20 protein-coding genes and 1 pseudogene are annotated in these 18333 nt (G+C 63.9%); 1 reads left to right on the forward strand and 20 read right to left on the reverse strand.

Annotation, left to right across the window (positions count from 1 at the left end; genetic code table 11):
• The 9 genes and pseudogenes from E5198_RS12235 to E5198_RS12275 form a co-directional block, all read right to left on the reverse strand.
• A partial coding sequence (locus E5198_RS12235; RefSeq protein ID WP_136490275.1) for a tetratricopeptide repeat protein occupies window positions 1-1298 on the reverse strand: 1298 nt, incomplete at its 3' end.
• A 151-nt stretch (window positions 1299-1449) separates the two neighbouring features.
• Window positions 1450-2136: a spermidine synthase gene (locus tag E5198_RS12240; protein WP_136490276.1), complete on the reverse strand. Its 687-nt coding sequence runs from the start codon at window positions 2134-2136 to the stop codon at window positions 1450-1452.
• A 317-nt stretch (window positions 2137-2453) separates the two neighbouring features.
• Window positions 2454-3368 carry a transcriptional regulator FeaR gene (feaR, locus tag E5198_RS12245; RefSeq protein ID WP_136490277.1) on the reverse strand — a complete coding sequence of 305 codons (915 nt, stop codon included), beginning with the start codon at window positions 3366-3368 and terminating at the stop codon, window positions 2454-2456.
• 409 nt (window positions 3369-3777) lie between these two features.
• Complete coding sequence (locus E5198_RS12250; RefSeq protein WP_136490278.1) at window positions 3778-5265, reverse strand: aldehyde dehydrogenase family protein; 1488 nt, start codon at window positions 5263-5265, stop codon at window positions 3778-3780.
• Window positions 5266-5386: 121 nt separating this feature from the next.
• Window positions 5387-5905, reverse strand: a complete 519-nt coding sequence (locus E5198_RS12255; RefSeq protein WP_136490279.1) for a cytochrome C — start codon at window positions 5903-5905, stop codon at window positions 5387-5389.
• 15 nt (window positions 5906-5920) lie between these two features.
• Window positions 5921-6442 (reverse strand): methylamine dehydrogenase light chain, encoded by a 522-nt coding sequence (locus tag E5198_RS12260; RefSeq protein ID WP_136490280.1) that lies wholly within the window; start codon window positions 6440-6442, stop codon window positions 5921-5923.
• Between the two features lie 14 nt (window positions 6443-6456).
• Window positions 6457-7068 (reverse strand): methylamine dehydrogenase accessory protein MauD, encoded by a 612-nt coding sequence (gene mauD, locus E5198_RS12265; protein ID WP_136490281.1) that lies wholly within the window; start codon window positions 7066-7068, stop codon window positions 6457-6459.
• Between the two features lie 3 nt (window positions 7069-7071).
• The gene (locus E5198_RS12270; protein WP_136490282.1) at window positions 7072-7611 is read right to left on the reverse strand and encodes a MauE/DoxX family redox-associated membrane protein; all 540 of its coding nucleotides are present in this window, start codon (window positions 7609-7611) and stop codon (window positions 7072-7074) included.
• 11 nt (window positions 7612-7622) lie between these two features.
• Window positions 7623-8787 (reverse strand): annotated as a pseudogene (locus E5198_RS12275) (amine dehydrogenase large subunit).
• Between E5198_RS12275 and E5198_RS21555 the strand changes: the two are divergent.
• Complete coding sequence (locus E5198_RS21555) at window positions 8719-9015, forward strand: hypothetical protein (RefSeq protein WP_168772527.1); 297 nt, start codon at window positions 8719-8721, stop codon at window positions 9013-9015. The pseudogene E5198_RS12275 and the gene E5198_RS21555 sit on opposite strands and share 69 nt — an antisense overlap.
• A 195-nt stretch (window positions 9016-9210) precedes the next feature.
• On the opposite strand, the gene E5198_RS12280 is transcribed toward E5198_RS21555, so the two are convergent.
• The 11 genes from E5198_RS12280 to E5198_RS12330 all read right to left on the reverse strand — a co-directional run bounded on the left by E5198_RS12280 (window position 9211) and on the right by E5198_RS12330 (window position 18319).
• On the reverse strand, window positions 9211-9690 hold the full coding sequence (locus E5198_RS12280; RefSeq protein WP_136490283.1) for a MarR family winged helix-turn-helix transcriptional regulator: 480 nt from the start codon (window positions 9688-9690) through the stop codon (window positions 9211-9213).
• Between the two features lie 241 nt (window positions 9691-9931).
• Window positions 9932-10846, reverse strand: a complete 915-nt coding sequence (locus E5198_RS12285; RefSeq protein WP_136490284.1) for a flavin reductase — start codon at window positions 10844-10846, stop codon at window positions 9932-9934.
• A gap of 48 nt (window positions 10847-10894) precedes the next feature.
• A complete protein-coding gene (locus E5198_RS12290; RefSeq protein ID WP_136490285.1) occupies window positions 10895-12211 on the reverse strand; it encodes a TRAP transporter large permease in 1317 nt (438 codons plus the stop codon).
• A 4-nt stretch (window positions 12212-12215) separates the two neighbouring features.
• Window positions 12216-12734 (reverse strand): TRAP transporter small permease, encoded by a 519-nt coding sequence (locus tag E5198_RS12295; RefSeq protein WP_136490286.1) that lies wholly within the window; start codon window positions 12732-12734, stop codon window positions 12216-12218.
• A gap of 11 nt (window positions 12735-12745) precedes the next feature.
• Window positions 12746-13765, reverse strand: coding sequence for a TRAP transporter substrate-binding protein (locus E5198_RS12300; RefSeq protein WP_136490287.1), 1020 nt, complete (start codon window positions 13763-13765; stop codon window positions 12746-12748).
• Window positions 13766-13857: 92 nt separating this feature from the next.
• A complete protein-coding gene (locus E5198_RS12305; protein ID WP_136490288.1) occupies window positions 13858-14823 on the reverse strand; it encodes a PDR/VanB family oxidoreductase in 966 nt (321 codons plus the stop codon).
• A 10-nt stretch (window positions 14824-14833) separates the two neighbouring features.
• Window positions 14834-15577, reverse strand: a complete 744-nt coding sequence (locus E5198_RS12310; protein ID WP_136490289.1) for an SDR family NAD(P)-dependent oxidoreductase — start codon at window positions 15575-15577, stop codon at window positions 14834-14836.
• Window positions 15578-15600: 23 nt separating this feature from the next.
• Window positions 15601-16083 carry an aromatic-ring-hydroxylating dioxygenase subunit beta gene (locus E5198_RS12315; protein ID WP_136490290.1) on the reverse strand — a complete coding sequence of 161 codons (483 nt, stop codon included), beginning with the start codon at window positions 16081-16083 and terminating at the stop codon, window positions 15601-15603.
• 3 nt (window positions 16084-16086) lie between these two features.
• On the reverse strand, window positions 16087-17376 hold the full coding sequence (locus E5198_RS12320; RefSeq protein ID WP_136490291.1) for a Rieske 2Fe-2S domain-containing protein: 1290 nt from the start codon (window positions 17374-17376) through the stop codon (window positions 16087-16089).
• 51 nt (window positions 17377-17427) lie between these two features.
• Window positions 17428-17946: a nuclear transport factor 2 family protein gene (locus E5198_RS12325; RefSeq protein WP_168772528.1), complete on the reverse strand. Its 519-nt coding sequence runs from the start codon at window positions 17944-17946 to the stop codon at window positions 17428-17430.
• A gap of 10 nt (window positions 17947-17956) precedes the next feature.
• Window positions 17957-18319, reverse strand: a complete 363-nt coding sequence (locus E5198_RS12330; RefSeq protein WP_136490293.1) for an IacB protein — start codon at window positions 18317-18319, stop codon at window positions 17957-17959.
• Window positions 18320-18333 lie beyond the last annotated feature (14 nt).

Consider the following 18333-nt stretch of genomic DNA (forward strand, 5'->3'; position numbering starts at 1 on the left):
AGCAGCACCCGCGCGGCCGGGCTGCCCGGCTTGGCGTCGACGCGCTCGGCGGCCAGGCCGCGGGCCAGCGCCAGCTGGCCGTCACGCAGGGCGGCCTCGAGCAGCGTCAGGTCGATGAGGTCGCGCTGCGCGTGGCTGCCGCCGAAACGGTGGGCGATGCCGCGCAACGGGCGCAGCAGTTCCACGGTGCGGGCCGGTTGCCCCTCGACGAAGGCGAGCAGCGCCTGGCACAGCGGTGCGCCGACGTCGCGGGTGAACCGCGCGTTGTCGCCATCGCCCTGCATCGCCCGTTGCTGGGCGGCCTGCAGGGTCCGGACCGCCTCGCTGCACCCGGCGCAGGCGAAGGCCATCATCGCGTGGGCGTCGTTGAAGGCGTAGTGGCCGCTGTCGGCGAAGGCCTGCCAACGCTCCGCCACCCCCTGCCAGCGCTCGCCGACATCGGCGCCGAGCAGATGCAGGCGCCAGAGCAGCGCCGAGGCGTCCACCAGGTCGAGCGCCAGCGGCGACTGGCTGGCGGCTATGGCACTGTCGAACAGCTCCAGCACGCTGGCGGTATCGCCGAGGTCGAGATGGAACAGCGCCAGGTGCCACCAGTTGTGGATGGCGAAGAAGTTGTCCTCGGCCCACTGCCGCTGGCGGTCGCGCATCCAGGCGATGCCTTCGTGCTGGCGGCCCTGCATCTCCAGCACGTGGGTCACGGCGTGGTGCGCCCAGGCATCGCGCGGCTCCAGCAGCAGGGCGGCGTGGCCGCTGGCCGAGGCACGGGCGTAGGCACCGCACTCCTCCAGGCCGAAGGCGTGCATGCCAAGCAGCGCGTGGTAGCCCGGCATCGCCGGCGACCAGGCGGGAAAGGCGCGGGTGATGCGGTCGCGCAGCATGCGCGCATCGCCGACGTAGAAGTCGAGGACATGGCCGGCCAGCAGGCCGAGGCCGTCGAGGGGATGGTCGAGGGTCAGGTCCTCGAGGATGCGCCGCGCCGCATGCCAGTGCCCGTCGACCAGCCGGCCGATGGCGGCCAGATGCGCCTGCTCGCGCGGGTTGGCCGGCCACTGGCGCGCCTGCTCCAGGTCGTCGCGCGCCACCGGCAGCCCGAGTGGCTCGGTGCCCAGCAGATGGAGCCAGGCGTGCAGTACCCGGCCCATGACGAAATCGGGACGCTCGGCGATGGCGGCGTCGATCGTCGCCAGCGGATCGCCGCAGTAGCACTGGAACTGGTGCAGCGCCTGCTCGTAGTGCTGCACGCTGGATGGCTGCGCCCCGCTCAGCGGGTTGCCGAGGCTGTCTTTGCGGACATTCATCGTCACACCTCCGGGCCGTGCACGGCCCCGGTTCGCCTGGCGTCCGGATACCGCGGCCAGACGGCATGGCCGGTCGCAGGCCACGCCCCGGGAAGTAAAGTCGCGGATCGCCCGACACGAAAGCCGACAGGACCAGCGGCGCCGCGCCCGCTCAGCCCTGGCGCTTTTCCGCGATCCAGATGGTGTGGCGGGTGCCCTTGTTGCCGTGGGCGTAGACCTTGACCTCCTCGGCCTTGAAGCCGGCCTTGCCCAGGCGGGCGGAGAAGGCACGGTCGGCGCTGGCCGACCACACGGCAAGGATGCCGCGCGGACGCAGGGCGCGGGCGCAGGCGTTCAGGCCGTCGAGGGAATACAGCCAGTTGTTGGCCTGCTGGGTCAGCCCCTCGGGGCCGTTGTCGACGTCCAGCATGATCGCATCGAAGCCCTGCGGCTCGGCCTGCAGCACTCTGGCGACATCCTCGTTGACCACCCGGGCGCGCGGGTCGCGCAGCGGGTAGCCGGACTTCTCGCCCAGCGGGCCGCGGTTCCACTCGATCACCCCGGGCACCAGCTCGGCCACCACCACCTCGCCGTTGTCGCCCAGGTGCCTGAGCGCGGAGGCCAGGGTGAAGCCCATGCCCAGGCCGCCGATCAGCACCCGCGGGCTGGGCCGCGCGGCGACCTTCTTGCAGGGGATCTCGGCCAGGGCGTCTTCCGAGCCGTGCATGCGCGTGTTCATCAACTGGCCACCGTGGCCGCCCTGGATCTTGATCACGAAGTCGTCGCCGTGCTCGAACAGGCACAGGGCGCCGCCGTTGTCGGGAATCGCGGCGGTGTCGAGCAGGACAAAACGTTTCATGGGCAGCCTCGCAAGAGGGTCGATCGGCTCGACCCGAAGGGGGACAGGCAACGGCGGCGAGCACCATTGCCCAGGCCCGGCATTCTAGCGGTTATCCGCCGGGCGATACCGACTAGACGCGCCATGGCCACCGCCCGACAGCCCCTAATCCGCACTCAGAACGCGTAGAGCAGACGCAGGTTGACCCGGCTGTCCTCGCGGAAACCGTTGTCCACCGTCAGGTCGCGGCCGAAGGTGGCGGCCGGACCGGCTGGTTCGCCTCCGGCCGGCGGATTTAGGCGGCATGGCCAAAAACACCGGAGCCCATTCAGAAAAGCTCAGATATGACGCCGGCGATACTCTCCTGGAGTAATCCCGAAACGCCCCTTGAAAGCATTGATGAAGTGACTGACGTCCGAAAAGCCCCAAGCATAGGCATGAGACGAAATTTTCTGCCCATTACCCGCGCTACGAATGCTTTCCGCACAGAGATCCAGGCGGCGACTCCTGATATACGCCCCAACGCCCATACCCTTCCCGGCGAATATTCGATACAAGCCCCGAACGGAAACCCCCACCTCCCGTGCAAGCGACTCCGGGCACAGTGTCTCGGAGCGGATGTTCTGCTCGATATACCGAATGGCTTTCTGATACATCCGCTCATGCACATCGGTATCCAGCTCGGAGCTCCTTATGACCGGACGCAGCAGATTCACCAGTGCGCCCAGAGCAGCTTCGCTCTCCTTCTCGTCCATGCTCTCCTGGCGACTCGACTCAAGCACCAGGCGCGCAGCCAACACAGCTAGTGGAGAGTCCGCGGAGATGTGCAGGCCACCGAGAGCATCTGCGGGCCCCAGGCCCTGCTCGACACAATGCCTGGGAAGGACCAGGGAAAGCTGCCGGGAGTGGTCCCCATAGATAAAGCTGCTTGGCCGAGTGGAGTCGATCAGGATGATGTCTCCCGGCATGAGCGTGACGATTCTGCCGGCCTGCTGCATGCGGGCAGAGCCCTGCAACTGGAAACCCGCGTAATAGATATCGGTACCTCCGCGCATCACCTCATGCTCGCCGCGATACAACTGGGCTTGTGCGGCGTCGACAATGCTCAGGTTGAGCGCGCCGTTCCTGTGCGTACGCACGGCCCCCTGAAAACCCACTCCCAGGGGCTTTGCGGCAAAGCAGCCGCATGCCTGATTGATGCGACCGCACCACTCTTCAAAGCCGGCAATATTTGTTTTTCTTGTAGTGCCCATAAAAGACTCGCGAACCTTGTTTGCCTCCCCAGACAATGGCTCCCACTACGACCAGTCCCTGGTTGGCCGTGAGGACTGCCTGCCGGGTCGTCACACCGGGAAAACTTGCGCATCCTGACGGGGCATGCTCGCGGGCAGAATCTTCGTCCAAGTGCTAACCGCCGTCTGCAAGTCTGCATCGCTCCAGTAGCGGCATCACCCTTTCTGTCTGGCCAGCCACGTCCTGCCAAGGAGTCCCGGTCCTCGAGCGCATGTGCGTGAACAAGGCTCTCCAGAGAGCCCTGCGCACCACACCGCCCAACAGAAGCTAGACCAATCACATGAAATGTCAAGCTTTTAGCCTTCCCCCCCCCAGGGCGCCACTCATGCAGGAGCGCTACAGCTCAAGCCGGAACGCCGTGAGCAATCATCAATACCTCAATATCACGGACTTCAGCTCGGTATAGTCATCAATGAACGCCCCGCCGAACTCACGACCGATTCCAGAACCCTTGACCCCACCGAAGGGAACCGCCGGATCCAGGAAGGTGTGCATGTTGATCCAGACCGTACCCGCCTCGATTCGCGGAACCATCCGGAAGGCCTTGGACAGGTTATTGGTCCAGATGCTTGCCGTCAGGCCAAACGGGCTGTCATTCATCAAGTCCACGAGCTCTTCATCATCATCAAACGGCAGGAAACAGGTCACCGGCCCGAATGTCTCCTCATGCAGCAGTCTGTCGTCACGATTCCCGGCCAGAACAATCGTCGGCTCGACAAAGTAGCCGGGGCGCTCGATTGCCCTCCCACCGCAAATCACGCTGCTTTCAGCGTGCGCACAGTTGAAGAACCCCAGGACCTTTTCATAATGCGCCCGGTTGGCCAGCGGACCGAAATTGACGCTCTCATCGAGCGGCGAGCCGATCTTCATCTGCTGAAGACCTTTCGCCATCTTGTCGATCACTTCGTCGATACGCGACCGGTGCACGAAGATTCTTTCCGGGGACGCACAGATCTGCCCCTGATGGGTATAGGCACCAAGGATCAACCCGGCAACAGCCAGATCCGCATCCACGTCCTGCAGCAGGCCAGCGGGATTCTTCCCGCCCAACTCCAGGGTGACGCGCTTGAGGTTCGCATCCATGGCGCTTTTTCCAACCGCCTTTCCCGTGGCCACTGAGCCCGTCAGAGAGACCTTCGAAATCCCGGCATGTGTCGTCAGACGCTGTCCGACGGCGCCATCGCCAGTCAGCACATTGATGACACCCGCCGGTATCCCCGCCTCGATTGCCAGCTCGGCAATTCTCAGCAGCGTCAGCGGCGTATATTCGCTGGGCTTGAGCACCACGGTGCAGCCGGTGACCAGGGCCGAGGCAATCTTCCAGATGCCGATCATCACCGCGAAATTCCAAGGCACGATCCCGGCCACGACGCCGACCGGCTCGCGCAGGGTGAAGGCGCTATAGCGCTCGCCGGCCATGGACGGGAACGACGGGCTGATCGTTTCGCCATTGATCTTGCTCGCCCATCCGGCGTAATAGCGCAGGAAGGCCGCGCTCTGCCCTACCTCGATCGCTCGCGAGACATGGATCGACTTGCCCGAGCACAGGCTCTCGAGCTGGGCCAGCTCCTCTCCATGCGCCTCCAGCAAATCGGCGAGCCTGCTCAGGAGATAGCCTTTCTGGCTGGGAGGGGTATCCGCCCAGACGCCGTGGAATGCCTTTCGGGCACTTGCCACGGCCGCATCGACGTCCTCTGCCGAAGCAGAGTGGACCGAAGCCATGGTCTGCCCGGTTGACGGGTCGATTACCGGAAGGCAAGCAGCAGCCGCCGAAAACTGCGTCTGTCCATCGATGAAACTGCCGTGGCCTTTGGCGATGAATGCCTTGACCACAGGCAAGAGAGTGACCTGACTCATAAATAAACTCGCATTTTCCCTACAACCAGATTCAACTCACCCTCGAGCCCGCCGAAGGCTCCTGTCAGCCCCGCAGAGGCCGACCAGGCTTTGCCTTCGGCAGCCAGGAGCCCGACCGAACTCAATTGGTGACCCCATCGTCGATGGCAATTCCCTGCACGCGCATCTGCTCGATCATGCCGGCTCTGGCCTGAGGCAGATCGAGGATCGGCTTGCCCCGGATTTCTGCCACTTCAGCCTCGCTGTAGGGCCGGTAGTCCTGCGGAGCGCTGCCGCCCGCAATGCCGTCGGCGCGCATCATCCAGTTCAACAGATCAGCCACCTGGGCATTGTTCAGCGCCGACTGGGACACGCCCGGCACCCGCACCAGGAACTCGCGCCCGCCGTCCACCTTGAGGAAATTGCCGACGAAGCCCTTCATCTTCGGCGTGTCATTGGCCGCCGAGCCCGTCCCATCGCCGAGGTGACATCCCTCGCACTGCAGTTGGTAATTGACCGCGGAACTGTAGCCGGCTACGGCAATGGGCGTTTGTGGCGCCTCGTTGCCGGGAGCAGGCTTTTGCGCAGGATCGGGAATCGCACGGGCGAGAGCCAAGGGGGCGGCCATGATGAAAACGAGCCCTAATGCCAGGTAACGCATGGTTGCCCCTCCGCATCAGGCAGCAACGCCGCGAATCGCCGCGACCGTGCAGTGATAGATCTTCGAAGCGGAACCCAGGCACCAGTTCACGTCGTTGTTGTTGAACGGACGGTAAGCGGGCTCCTCGCTGTCGTTACGGGTACAGGCGCACTGGCCGCAGCTTTGCTTACCGCAACAGTCGTTGTAGGAAATGATGTAGTCCTTGCCGTCAGCCGGGTTGCGACAGGTGCCGATCCAGCTCACCTGGGACACCTCGGTACCGGGCGGGCAGGAGGTGGCGGAGCCGCCGCAGCAGCTGCACAGGAAGCCATCGACGGAGCAGTAGCGCCAGTAGTCGCAGCTGTTGGGATCACCCGGGTCGCCGGCCCTGGGCGCCTCGGCGGCGAGAGCCTTGGAGGTGCGGTCGATGGGCAGCAGGACAGGCAGAGCCGCACCGACCACCATCAGCGATCCGATTCGGCCGAGGAAGTTGCGGCGCGAAGTGGTGTCGGCGACGTGACGCGCGGAGCGTTCGAACAGACGATCAAGCAGTTTCATTGAATGCTCCGTTTTCAGTGGCTGTGCGCGCCGTTGGCGTGCGAGTGGTCGTTCAGGTATTGCTGCAGGGTTGCGCTGCCCAGATGCTCGGCCTCGAACAGGCTGTCCAGGTGCTCGCGGGAATTCACCAGCCCCTTGGCGCGCAACACGCCAGCCTTGTCGATCAGGGCGGCATAGGGCAGCTTGCCGATCTGGTAGGTCATGCCCACTTCCGGGCCCACCACGTAGGTGGCGTTCTCCAGCTGATGTTCGGCAATCAGCGTCTGCTGGGCCTCCATGTCGCCGTCGCTGACGTAGATCACCTCGAGGCGGTCGGCCTGGTTCCTGGCGATGGACTTGATGGCCGGCAGCAGGGACTTGCAGATCGGGCAGGTGGGCGAGAGGAAGAACAGCAGCCGGGCTTTCTCGCCGGCATAGCCGAAGTTGACCGGGCGACCCTGGCGGTCGGCTGCGGTCACCCGGGGGGCGGGCTCGTTGACCGCTACGCCCTTGTCGACCATCAAGGCCACGGCGGGAGCCAAGCGGCCGTGGAGTACGCCAATCTGGCGAACGAGCCCCATGACGGCGAAAGCCAGCGCGATCAGAAGAAACCAGAGCAGAATGTTGGAAACGAACAGAGCTTCCATGATTCACCTTCCAATGAGTTTGAGCAGACGGGGACCGTTGGCCAGCAGGCCCTCGGCAGTGGCATGGAGGAGCAGGGCTGCGGCACTGGCGGCGATCGCGACGAAGCCGTCGAAGCCCCCAAGCTCACGGCCGTGCGGGACGAGGCTGGCGAGCAGCGCCAGGCCCACCAGCGCCGCGTTGCGCAACAGCAGTACCGGGCGGATCGGCTGGGCCTGGTTCGGCCCGGCGCATCCGCAGTCGATGTCGTGACGGCCGCGCCGCAGGTTGATGGCGATCGCCAGCCCGTAGCCGGCCAACAGCGCGGCGGCGGCCAGGGCGGCCAGCTGGCGACTGGCGGGCACCAGCAGGGCGATGGCCACTGCCGCTTCGATGACTGGCAGCAGTCGCGACACCGGGCGCACCAGGCCCCGGGGCAGCAACTGATAGTCATCCACCTGGTTGGCGAAGCGGGCGGGGGCGCGCAGCTTGTGGCTCGCGGCGCTGGCCAGGATCACCGCCACCGCGAGGGCGGCAGCTATGACGAAGATCGGATCAGGCTGCATGGCACACCTCGTCAGTGGCTGAGAACCTGGCTCGGTGTCTTGGTGATCTTGTCCATGGTCCCGGTGTGCTTGCCACTGAGCAGGTCGAAGATCTCCAGACCACCCTCGACGTTGGTGCCCAGCAACAGCGGCCGGTCGTCGGTGGTGGCGCGCAGACTCCACACGGGGATGGGCGCTTCCAGAGTGCCGATCTGCTTGTGGGTCTTGAGGTCATAAGCCCAGATGATCGGGCTCGGGTCTTCCCACTTCATCGGCTCGTGGGCGTCATGCATCAACACGTAGAGGCGATTCAGCTTCGGAGCGACTGCCATCAGTTGCCAGCCACCAGGCGCCCAGCCGGCCTTCTTGTCGGCTTCCCGCTGCACCAGCTCCCAGGCCGGGAGAATCCTCGGCTCCTTGCCAGACAGGTCGACCGCACGAATGGTGCCGGTAAATGGTGCCGGTAGTAGTCGTGTAGTAATACGTGTCACCAACGTTTACCGCACGTTCAACCAACTTTTCGGCATCCGGATCGAAGAACCTGGTCTGACTGCGCGCCACCTCCTTGCCGGCGTCATCCAGCGTGATCAGCTGAATGCTCCCATTCCCGCACAACGACGCAAGGCGGCGCTTGCCAACAGGCTGACTGAGAACACAGCCAGGAATCGCCAGCTCACCGACCACCGACCTGCTCTCGGCGTTGACCACGGTGATCGAAGTCGAGGGCGTGAAGTTGTAGATATAAACGAAGAGATCGTCTGCGCTGGTCCCGATGCTGTAGCGCTGCGTCAGCGACATGGAACGCTTGGAAGGAATAACAACTTCCCAGGACGGCGACAGAGTGCTGGTATCCCAGGCAGTCAGCACATCAGTGCGAGTTCCACGGGTGCCACGAGAGTAGAAAAGGTCGGCGGTGTACAACAGCTTGCCGTCGCGACTCAATGTGGACGGTGCCGTGAAACCGGTGCTGACCATGCCAAGCATGCACTTCTGATCCGGATCGACCACCACTACACGCCCGGCGACCATGCTCTCGAATTCGACGTCGACAATGTAGGCGCGATGTGGCTCAGGCGGAAAAGCAAGTTCAGCCTGACCAATGTTATCCGCAGGCAGGTCAGCGAATGCATGACTAAGCCCCATCAGAGATACGCCAAGAAGCGTTACGCTCCGCGCAAGATTTCGGACTATCCGCATTTTTTATACCTATTGTTATTAAGCCAAGTCGAAGATCCCTTCCTCTGGTCCAAGAATGTATTCGGCATTCTCCCCGGAGGCACTGCCGATTCCTGCCAAACGATTGCGGGTTCGTGCCAGGCGTTCGACGAGGCCCATCAGGAGGGCAACGCTGCCCTGCCCGGCTTGCTGATCCCCACGCCTGGCATGTCGATCGACCGGGCGTGGCCGGAAGCTGCGGGCATCTAGGGTTGACGGATGATCAGGTGGACTTGCGCGAGCCGGGCGGATGCCGGCGCACAGATGACGTGGCACGCGAACGAAGTATCGGGAGGAGGATCGGCCGGGATGCGAGGGCGCCCCGCCGGCTCGCCCGGCGAGGCAGCGACGGAGCGCCGTACCTGCGGCGGGCGCGGCCTCAGGCGGAGGGCGGGACAGCGGTCGTCAGTCGGAAAGCGCCTTGAGGTTATCGAACAGCTTCGACAGCAGCACATTGGTGCGCTGGATCTCGGCCGAACTCACCCCCTCGAAGCTGCGGCGGAACAGCTTGCTGACCGAGCCGCGAATCAGCTCCAGGCTTTCCAGTCCCTTGTCGGTCAACGAAACCAGGGTAACCCGGCCATCCTCGCTGGAGGTCACCAGATTCACCAACCCCTCATCCCGCATGCGGTAGACGATCTTGGTGGTCGTCGGCAACTTCGCCACGGCCTGGCTGGCTATGTCGGATATGCTCAGCTCGGAATGCTCCTTCAGGATCATGATGATGCGCCAGCGCGGCACATCCATGCCAATCCGCTTCAGCAGCCGTTCCATCTCCTGGCTGTAAAGTGCATTTATCTGGGCAATCCAGTAGAAGGGAAACTCGCGGCGCTTGAAGTTTTCGCTCAGCGGGTCGTACATGTCGGCTTTGCGTTTATTGGTCATCAGGCACCTAGGTCTCCGGCCGCATCCGACCATTCGGGCCGGGTAAGAATCGAGCTGAAATTCTAGAGTGATTCCCGGGGAGGTGCGAGCATTTTCAGACCTTGGGAAAAGCAACTGGATCCGCTCTTGGTGGGTTAATAACCGCACGAATTGTCCAATGACAAGGGACACCCCGAAAACTCACTTACCGCCGCTCCTGCCTGTGCGGGAGCGGCGGTAAGTGGCTGATTTCAAAACCTGCCTAGATCGAGCTGTAGATTTTCCTCAGCATCGCCTTCAAGCCGGCCTGTTCATCGGGCTCAAGCAGCGACAGCATCTTCTGCTCATGCTCGATCGCGGTATCCAGAAGCTGAGTTGCCAGCCGCTGGCCATTTTCGGTGAGCAAGAAACAACTTCCCTCCACCTGCAGCAGGCCTCTTTCCTGCAACCACTCGCCAGTCGAGGCCAGCTCCTTCAGGGGCTGGGACACGATACGGCAGATCTGCTCCTGCTCCATCGGTTCGCCATCGGCCAGCAGGGTGAGCACCCGCCACTCCTCGGCGCTGACGCCGAAGTGACTCAGCCGCGGATAGAAATCGCTGGCGTAGGCGTTGAGTGTCTGGCGCAACTGGTACAGCAGGTAGTCGCCGAGAAGACCACGGGCTTCGAGCGCCTCGGTCGGCGCCTGCACGGCCGGATGGGTTTCCGGCACCGCATAGCGGCCATTGTGGAACACCAGCGAGCTGACGTTATCCTCGTAGGCGTAGTCAATGACCTCACCCACGATGATGAGGTGGTCGCCGCCCTCGTAGACACTCCAGGTCCTGCACGCGAACGAGGCCGAAGTGCCGGGCAGCAGCGGGCAGCCATTGGCATCGTCCCGCGTGTGCAATCCGGCGAACTTGTCCTCGCCGCGGCGGGCGAAGCGGTTGGAAATGTCCACCTGGTCGTTGCGCAGCACGTTGATGGCGAACGCCTTGCCCCGGGTGAAGGCTTCGAGACTCCAGGCCCCCTTGTCGATGCTCCAGAGCACCAGAGCCGGCTCGATCGACAGGGTGTTGAAGCTGCTGGCGGTCATGCCGATCGGCTTGCCCTCGGCATCGCGGGTAGTGATTACGGTGACGCCGGTGGGGAACTTGCCCAATGCCCGGCGGAAGTCCTTGGGATCGAATTTCATGGGTGGCTCCGGTTCAATTCAAGACGGCAGGAAACTTTCGCCTGCCCATCAGCCCAGCGAATGGGGCAGCAGCAGCGACAGCGCGGGAATGCCGACGATCAGTCCCAGGCGCACCACATCGGCCACCACGAACGGGGCCACCCCCCGGAAGATGGTCGACAGCTTCACGTCGGGAACCACCCCGCGCAGCACGAACACGTTCATGCCGACCGGCGGCGTGATCAGGCTGATCTCGGTCACCACCACCACCAGGATGCCGAACCAGATCAGATCCATGCCCATGGCCTGCACCATCGGATAGAACACCGGCACGGTCAGCAGGATCATCGACATGCTCTCCAGCACGCAGCCGAGCAGCAGATAGATGGCGATCAGGACCAGGATCACCCCGAACAGGCTGAAGCCTTGCCCCATCACCCAGTCGCGCAGGAGCATGGGCAGGCCGGTCATGTTGATGAAGTTGGAAAAGACCAGCGCACCGATCACCAGGAAGAACAGCATCGCGGTGGTCCGCACGGCGTTGCTGAGCGAGCGGTACAACATGGCGGGGCCGAGCTTGCCGCTGAACAGCGCGATCAGAAAGGCGCCGGCGGCTCCGATGCCGGCCGCTTCGGTGGGGGTGAAGATGCCGGCATAGATGCCGCCCATCACGATGATGAAGATCAGGTTGATGCCCCAGACCCCCTTGAGGGAGATCAGCCGCTCCTTCCAGCTGGAGCGGGCACCGGCAGGACCGCTGCCCGGATTCAGCCGGACCGTGACCATCACCGCCGCCATGTAGAGCAGGATGCCGACCGCCCCCGGCAATAGCCCGGCGATGAACAGCTTGCCGATATCCGTCTCGGTGATCAGGCCGTACACCACCAGGATCACGCTCGGCGGAATCAGGATGCCCAGTGTGCCGCCGGCGGCGATGGCGCCGGTCGCCAGGCTGTCGGAGTACTTGTACTCGCGCATGGACGGCATGGCCACCTTGGACATGGTGGCCGCAGTGGCCATGGAGCTGCCGCACACGGCGGAGAAGGCACCGCAGGAGACCACGGTGGCCAGCGCCAGCCCGCCCTGGAAGTGCCCGAGAAACGCATTGGCCGCGCGGTAAAGCTGCCTGGACATGCCCGACTCGGTGATCAGGTTGCCCATCAGCAGGAACAGCGGCACCACCGACAGCCCGTAGGCCAGACCGGTATCGAAGGCGGTCGAGGCCACCATGTTCAGGGCAGTGCTCCAGCCACGCGGATTGCCGTAACCGATCTGCTGCATCAGGGCAAAACCGACCACGCCGACGATCCCCATGGCCACTCCCAGCGGAACCCGGGCGAGGATCAACACCATCAGGGCTGCAAAGCCGATCAGACTAGCTTCCATCTGGTTATTCTCCTTGGGCAACGGGAGCGCTGCTGCCGAACAGCGCGCGGATGATCAGGGCGAGGGTCGCAAGACCGGTGGTCAACGCCATCAGGAAGGCCAGCCAGGCCATGGGGATCTGCAGCACCGCCGTGGTATCGGCAAAACGCTGCACCTTCAGCGCGTGCTGCCACAGCACCCAGGTGAAGGTGCCGAAGGCCAGGACATTGATCAGCTCGATCAGCCGGGACTGGATGCGCCGGAGCCGAGGGCCGATGGAGGAGTCCAGCAGATCCACCACGATATGCCCATCCTCCGCCGTGACCAGCGCCAGGCCGAGAAAGATCACCGCTGCCAGCATCAGCTCCGTCAGTTCGAAGGCGCCATTCAACGGGGCGGAGAACAGATAGCGGCCCAGTACATCGATCAAGGTCATGGCCATCATCAGGAACATGACAACTGCGGCAGTTCCACCGAGCAGGTGGCGGTACAGCAGTACCACCACCCCCCGGCTGCCGACTGAAGCTCTGAGAGATGCTTTCATCGGCTTCCCCGTCAGTTTTTGACCAGCTCACGGCTCAGCTGGCGGAACTCCGCCAGGGCCGCCGCACCATCCACGCCAGCCGCTTCGGCCTGCTTCAGCCACTCCTGCTCCATCGGCAGGCTGGCGGCGCGGATTTCGCCCACGAAGGCATCGCTGGCGGTCAGCACCTCGTTGCCGTTGGCCTTGATCGCCTCAAGTCCCTTGGCATCCTGGACATCCCACATATGGCCGGCCAGGCGCGCCAGGGCTTCGCCGGAAACCTGCTCGATGGCGGCCCGATCCTGTTCCGGCAGACCTGCGAAGCGCTCCTTGTTCATCACCACGAAGAAGCTGAAGTTGTAGAGCCCGTCCGGCACGAGGGTGGTATGGGTGGCCTTCTGCACGATGTTGAAGGCGGGGACCGACTCCAGCGGGAACAGGGTGCCATCGGCCACGCCACTGGAAAGCAGCTCGTAGGTGCTGGAGGAAGGCTGCTGCAGCGGGACGTAGCCCAGGCCCTTGGACAGGTCGTTCATCACTCCGCCGCCGACGCGCAGCTTCAGGCCCTTCAGGTCGGCTGCGCTACCGACACTGCGGCGACTGTTGTGGATATGGCCCGGACCATGGGTGAACAGGCCCAGCAGCTTGGTGTCGTCGTGCTCTCCGGCCTTGGCCAGGTACTTGTTGTAGACCTGCCAGTAGGCGACCGAGGTGGCTTCGGCGCTGTGCCCGCCGAAGGGGAACTCGACCATCTTGTACAGACCGAAGCGCCCCGGCGTGTAGCCATGCGCGCCGTAGGTGATATCGGCCTGCCCTTCGGCGGCAATATCGTAGTGAACGCGCGGATGACCCAGGGCCGACGGCAGCATCACCACCTTCACCCGGCCTTCGGTTGCCTGTTCCACGCTCCTGGCCCAAGGCTCCATCACGTCCCGTACCAGCGGATGCCCCGAGGGCAACCACGAAGACATTGTCAGCCGGGTCTCCGCCTGCACGCCCGAAGCCAGGACAGCCATCGTCGTCATTACCGCCACGCGCCAGATCTTTTTCATTGTTATTGTCTCGCTTCTTGTTTTGAGTTCTGCCCGAACGAGGAGATCGGGCAGGGCAATGAACCACTCCAACCACCAACGCCAACTGCCTTTCAGATATCCACCACCAGACGCGCACTCCTCGCCCGCGAGCAGCACAGCGCGATCTGGTCGTTGTCCGCCTTTTCATCGTCAGTGAGGAAGCGATCGCGATGGTCGGGAGTGCCTTCGAGCACATCGCAGATGCAGGTTCCGCAGACCCCCTCCTCACAGGACATCCGCACCTTCACCCCCACGGCCTTCAGTGCCATGGCGATGCTTTCGTCCGGCCCTACCTGCACGGTCACGTCACTGGTCCGGGCGTACACCTCGAACGCCTCGCCACTGACATCCACCTCGGCACTGAAGTACTCGAAGTGGATCTGCCGCTCAGGCAGGCCGGCAGCCCTGGCCTGCTCAATCACCCAGTCCATAAAGCCGCCCGGGCCACAGACGTACAGGTGGCTGCCCGCGCGCGCCGCGCTGCACAGCCCGCGCGGGTCGATACGGGAGGCCTCGCCGGCATCGTCGAAGTGCAGCACCAGGCATTCGCCGAATTCGCGCTGGAGTTCGCCGAGGAACGCCGCCTTGTCCTTGCTGCGACTGCAGTAGTGCAGCTCGAACGACTTGCCAGCGGCCTTGAGCGCATACGCCATGGCGATCATCGGCGTGATGCCGATGCCGCCGCCGATCAGCAGGCTGTGTTCGGCACTCATGTCCAGGGGAAAGTGGTTGCGCGGGGCACCGATCTGCACCCGACTGCCCTCCTCCAGACGGGCATGAATCTCCCTTGAACAGCCGCGGGAGGCGGGATCATTGAGGATCCCCAGCCGGTAGCCCGCACTGCCCGGCGCATTGCTGAGAGAGTACTGGCGGATCAGCTCCGGCCCCACGATCACGTCGATGTGGGCACCGGCCTCGAATGCCGGCAGCGGGCTGCCATCGGCCGCGGCCAGATCGAACACTGCGATCTCGTCGGTTTGGTCTTCGCGCCGGGTCACGATGGCGTCGATAACGCTATTGCTAGAACTGCTTGTCATGGGAAGTGCCTCAGCGCATGAATAGGCCGCCGTTGATGTCCAGGGTCGTGCCAGTGGTGAAGTAGGCTTCCGGGCGGGCCAGTTGCACGACCATGTCGCCGATGAAATCGGCATCGCCCAGCCGCCCGACCGGAATGGCGCCGAGCAGGCCCGGCAGGCGCTCCTCGGGAACCAGCGCCTTGACCATCGGCGACTCGATCGGCCCCGGAGCTATCGCGTTGACGGTCACGCCCCGCCCGGCCAGCTCCTTGGCGAACACCTTGGTCAGGGTGACGATGGCGCCCTTGGAGGCGGCATAGTGGGCACCGGTCGAGGTGCCGCCGTTCTGCCCGGCAAGGGAGGCCATGTTGACGATGCGACCGTACCCCCTGTCGGCCATGTGCCGTCCGATCACCTGGCAGCCGGCGAAGGTGCCGCCCAGGTTGATGTTCACCACCTCGGCGAACTCCTCCGGCGAGATCTCCATCAGCGGCGTCGCCCGGGTGACCGCCGCGTTGTTCACCAGCACCTGCAGCTCGCCCCAGCGCTCCAGCACGGCAGCCAGGGCGGCCTCGAAAGCGGCCTTGCTGGCCACGTCCAGCGCCAGCGGCATTACCCGCTCGCCGCTGGCGTCCATGGCCTGGGCGGCCGCCTGCGCCGCCGACAGCGAGCGATCGGTCAGCACGACCCGATAGCCCGCCGCCAGCAGGCGGGCGGCGATATGGTTACCCAGGCCCTGGGCAGCACCGGTGACCAGCGCGATATGAGACTGCATTGGGTTACCCATGCGGCCACTCCTCAGAAGATGAAGCTGACGGTGCGCAGGAAGCCGTCGGCGTGCAGCAGCTTCACCACTTTCTGCTCTATCCTGAAGCCATCGGCGCTCGGTTTCAGGATGTACTCCACGTTGGCCGGATAGGTCACCAGCTGACCGTGGCGCAGCTCGTTGAGGGTCATGGCGCAGCGGGCGATGACCACCTCCTCACTGGCTTCCAGAATGCGCACCCGCGACATCATGCGTACCGTATCGCCCACGGACAGGGCCGATACCGACTCGCCGTTCTCCAGCCGTGCCACACGCAGGCGACGCATTGCGGCATCGTCCAGTGCCAGGTTCAGGGTATTGAGGTAGTCGGTTTCCTTCAGATCGGTCGGCACTATGTACAGGCCGGTTTCGGTCCACAGGGTGAGCCATTCCTGATAGCCCTTGTGGTCCAGCAGGTCCGCTTCATAGCCGATGAATTCGGTGACCTGCGCGAGCAGTTGAGTGTTGGATTTCATCGCTTAGATCTCCTCTCCAGCGGCCATCATCTTCTTGTACTGGCGGTAGGCACCGCGCATGCCGGTTTCCGAACACACGGCGCCGGCGACGTTGCCATCGGGGGAGGTGTGCAGGTTGTTCAAGCCCCGGTTGACCAGGATCCAGCCGTCGGGGCCGGCCATGGAGCCTTTCTGGACCCGCTCCCAGGCCTCACCGTCGTCCGGGGTGCCGAAGCCCATCGGCCCCTGGAAGTGCTCGTGCAGACGCATGCGCTTGCGATTGAATGCCGCCGGAGCCCCCTCGCCGCCCAGCGCCACATGCTGGATCTCGGTTACGCCGACACTGACGGGGCGCAGCACGCGGAAGAACGCCATGGAGCAGGACACGTTCGGGAACAGGTTCAGGTTGAAGCCGGTACCATGGGCGGCACGCACCAGCTTCCTGACTTCCTCTTCGGACTTGCCTTCGTCTCGCAACTCCATCGCCAGCTGCTCGAAGCGCGGCGGAATCGGCTGATCCAGATCCGTCTCCAGATCCACCAGCTGCGGAATCATCACCATCACGCTGTGGCCGTTGCCCAGGTCCTCCACGAAGCCTTCGCCGTCGAGGAAATCGAAGATATCGGCCGTCGCCTCGTCCAGAGAGGTCACGAAGGACTTGTGCACGATCGGGAAGTGGTAGGCGTCGGTGGTGTTCTCCAGCTGGATCTTCCAGTTGCCAGGGAAGTTGAAGCGGTGCTCGCCCAGCACCTTCACCGGATAGCCACCGCCCTGCTTCATGAACAGGTCGATCCACTTCCTGGCAGCACCGAGGAAGTCTTCCAGCGGCTCGATGTCGTCCTTGAGGGTGGCGAACACCATGCCCCGATAGGTTTCCACACGCAGGCTTTCCAGCGGCATTTCGCTCTTGTCGAACACGCCGTCATATTCTTCCGGCTTCGGCAACGCGCGCAGACTGCCGTCCAGGCCGTAACCCCAGCCGTGGTACGGGCAGGTGAAGGCCTTGGTCTTGCCCTTGCGGGCCTCGCAGACGGTGGCACCACGGTGGCGGCAACGATTCTGCAGTACATGCAGATTCATCTGACGGTCACGGCTGAGGATCACCGGCTGGCGGCCGATGTACGCCGTCTTGAAGCTGCCGGCTTCCGGCACTTCGCTCTCGTGGCCGACGAACACCCAGGTGCTGTTGAACACCTTGTCCAGCTCTTCCTCGAAAATCGCCGGATCGGAGTAGAGGGACTTGTGCACGCGACCCTCTTCTACAAGCTCGGCCGCTTTCAGGCTGACGTTCTGCATGTCGATCAGTTCACTCATGGCTTTGTTCTCTTTATTCATTCTTGGCAAACGGACGCATCCGTCGGGCAGTCATTCCTTGGGGACCGGCAGTGGTTGCGGGCAATCCCAGGGGCTCTGTACCGGGCGGTTGAAACGGCTGGTGGTGCAGAAGCGGGCGATCTTCCAGCGCCCCTTTTCCCGACGGAAAGCCACGCTCAGCAACGCAGAGCTGAGCTGGGAGCGACCATCGGCAAAGGTCGCGGTCTGCAGAAGCACCCAGGTACCTGCAGCCTCGGTCTCGCTGTGTACCTCCACCTTCTCCGAGGTCAGGAAGTGCACGTTGAGGGCGAAATGTGCCGGCGGCAGGGTGTACTTCGCGAACATGGCGCGGATCGCTGCGCGCCCCTCGCGGCGCCCGAAGGTGGCCGCATAGCGCTTGCCCTTGCCCTCCCAGACGGCGTCCTCGGTGAACAGCGCCAGCAGTGGGTCGAGATCGAAGCCCTCGTCGAGGTAGTCGCACAGCTGCATGTACTCGTGCATGCAGCCACTGACCTGCCGAGCCGCCTCCAGGGCGCTCACCCGCTGCCGCAATTGCTCCAGCTCATTCATCGGACCGCTCTCAGGCACGCTGCACGATCAGTTCACGACCGATGCGCGCCTCGACCTTGGCGTAGCGCCACAGCTTGTAGGGGCCCTTGCCCACCGCGGTGCTGCGGAACAGGTTGCAGCAGGCCACGACGGTGTCGTAATCCGCCACGTCGGCCAGCAGGTAGGTGGTCCAGGGATAGCCGCTGGACGGGCCGACCATGCTCTGGTCGTCATCCATGTTGCCGATCACCTCGACACCGCCCATGTCATGGATGCCGTTCCACATCTCGCCGAAAGCCGCCCAGACGTCGAGCTGCTCGTCGCGCGGGGCATCCATGAAGTTCTGGTTGATGCCCATGCAGAACAGGACGCGCAGGGGTTTCTTGTCACTCATGGCGTTTCTCCTTC

This window comes from Pseudomonas sp. A-1 (assembly GCF_004801855.1).
In the GTDB taxonomy this organism is placed as follows: Bacteria; Pseudomonadota; Gammaproteobacteria; order Pseudomonadales; family Pseudomonadaceae; genus Geopseudomonas.

What these genes read in the sequence shown, in the direction of transcription:
- E5198_RS12305 (WP_136490288.1), bottom strand. Translation starts at nt 14,823, where the DNA reads ATGACAAGCAGTTCTAGCAATAGCGTTATCGACGCCATCGTGACCCGG.
- E5198_RS12290 (WP_136490285.1), bottom strand. Translation starts at nt 12,211, where the DNA reads ATGGAAGCTAGTCTGATCGGCTTTGCAGCCCTGATGGTGTTGATCCTC.
- mauD (WP_136490281.1), bottom strand. Translation starts at nt 7,068, where the DNA reads ATGGAAGCTCTGTTCGTTTCCAACATTCTGCTCTGGTTTCTTCTGATC.
- E5198_RS12250 (WP_136490278.1), bottom strand. Translation starts at nt 5,265, where the DNA reads ATGAGTCAGGTCACTCTCTTGCCTGTGGTCAAGGCATTCATCGCCAAA.
- E5198_RS12320 (WP_136490291.1), bottom strand. Translation starts at nt 17,376, where the DNA reads ATGAGTGAACTGATCGACATGCAGAACGTCAGCCTGAAAGCGGCCGAG.
- E5198_RS12300 (WP_136490287.1), bottom strand. Translation starts at nt 13,765, where the DNA reads ATGAAAAAGATCTGGCGCGTGGCGGTAATGACGACGATGGCTGTCCTG.
- E5198_RS12255 (WP_136490279.1), bottom strand. Translation starts at nt 5,905, where the DNA reads ATGCGTTACCTGGCATTAGGGCTCGTTTTCATCATGGCCGCCCCCTTG.
- E5198_RS12280 (WP_136490283.1), bottom strand. Translation starts at nt 9,690, where the DNA reads ATGACCAATAAACGCAAAGCCGACATGTACGACCCGCTGAGCGAAAAC.
- feaR (WP_136490277.1), bottom strand. Translation starts at nt 3,368, where the DNA reads ATGGGCACTACAAGAAAAACAAATATTGCCGGCTTTGAAGAGTGGTGC.
- E5198_RS21555 (WP_168772527.1), top strand. Translation starts at nt 8,719, where the DNA reads ATGACTAAGCCCCATCAGAGATACGCCAAGAAGCGTTACGCTCCGCGC.
- E5198_RS12270 (WP_136490282.1), bottom strand. Translation starts at nt 7,611, where the DNA reads ATGCAGCCTGATCCGATCTTCGTCATAGCTGCCGCCCTCGCGGTGGCG.
- E5198_RS12325 (WP_168772528.1), bottom strand. Translation starts at nt 17,946, where the DNA reads ATGAATGAGCTGGAGCAATTGCGGCAGCGGGTGAGCGCCCTGGAGGCG.
- E5198_RS12315 (WP_136490290.1), bottom strand. Translation starts at nt 16,083, where the DNA reads ATGAAATCCAACACTCAACTGCTCGCGCAGGTCACCGAATTCATCGGC.
- E5198_RS12310 (WP_136490289.1), bottom strand. Translation starts at nt 15,577, where the DNA reads ATGCAGTCTCATATCGCGCTGGTCACCGGTGCTGCCCAGGGCCTGGGT.
- E5198_RS12285 (WP_136490284.1), bottom strand. Translation starts at nt 10,846, where the DNA reads ATGAAATTCGATCCCAAGGACTTCCGCCGGGCATTGGGCAAGTTCCCC.
- E5198_RS12295 (WP_136490286.1), bottom strand. Translation starts at nt 12,734, where the DNA reads ATGAAAGCATCTCTCAGAGCTTCAGTCGGCAGCCGGGGGGTGGTGGTA.
- E5198_RS12260 (WP_136490280.1), bottom strand. Translation starts at nt 6,442, where the DNA reads ATGAAACTGCTTGATCGTCTGTTCGAACGCTCCGCGCGTCACGTCGCC.
- E5198_RS12330 (WP_136490293.1), bottom strand. Translation starts at nt 18,319, where the DNA reads ATGAGTGACAAGAAACCCCTGCGCGTCCTGTTCTGCATGGGCATCAAC.
- E5198_RS12240 (WP_136490276.1), bottom strand. Translation starts at nt 2,136, where the DNA reads ATGAAACGTTTTGTCCTGCTCGACACCGCCGCGATTCCCGACAACGGC.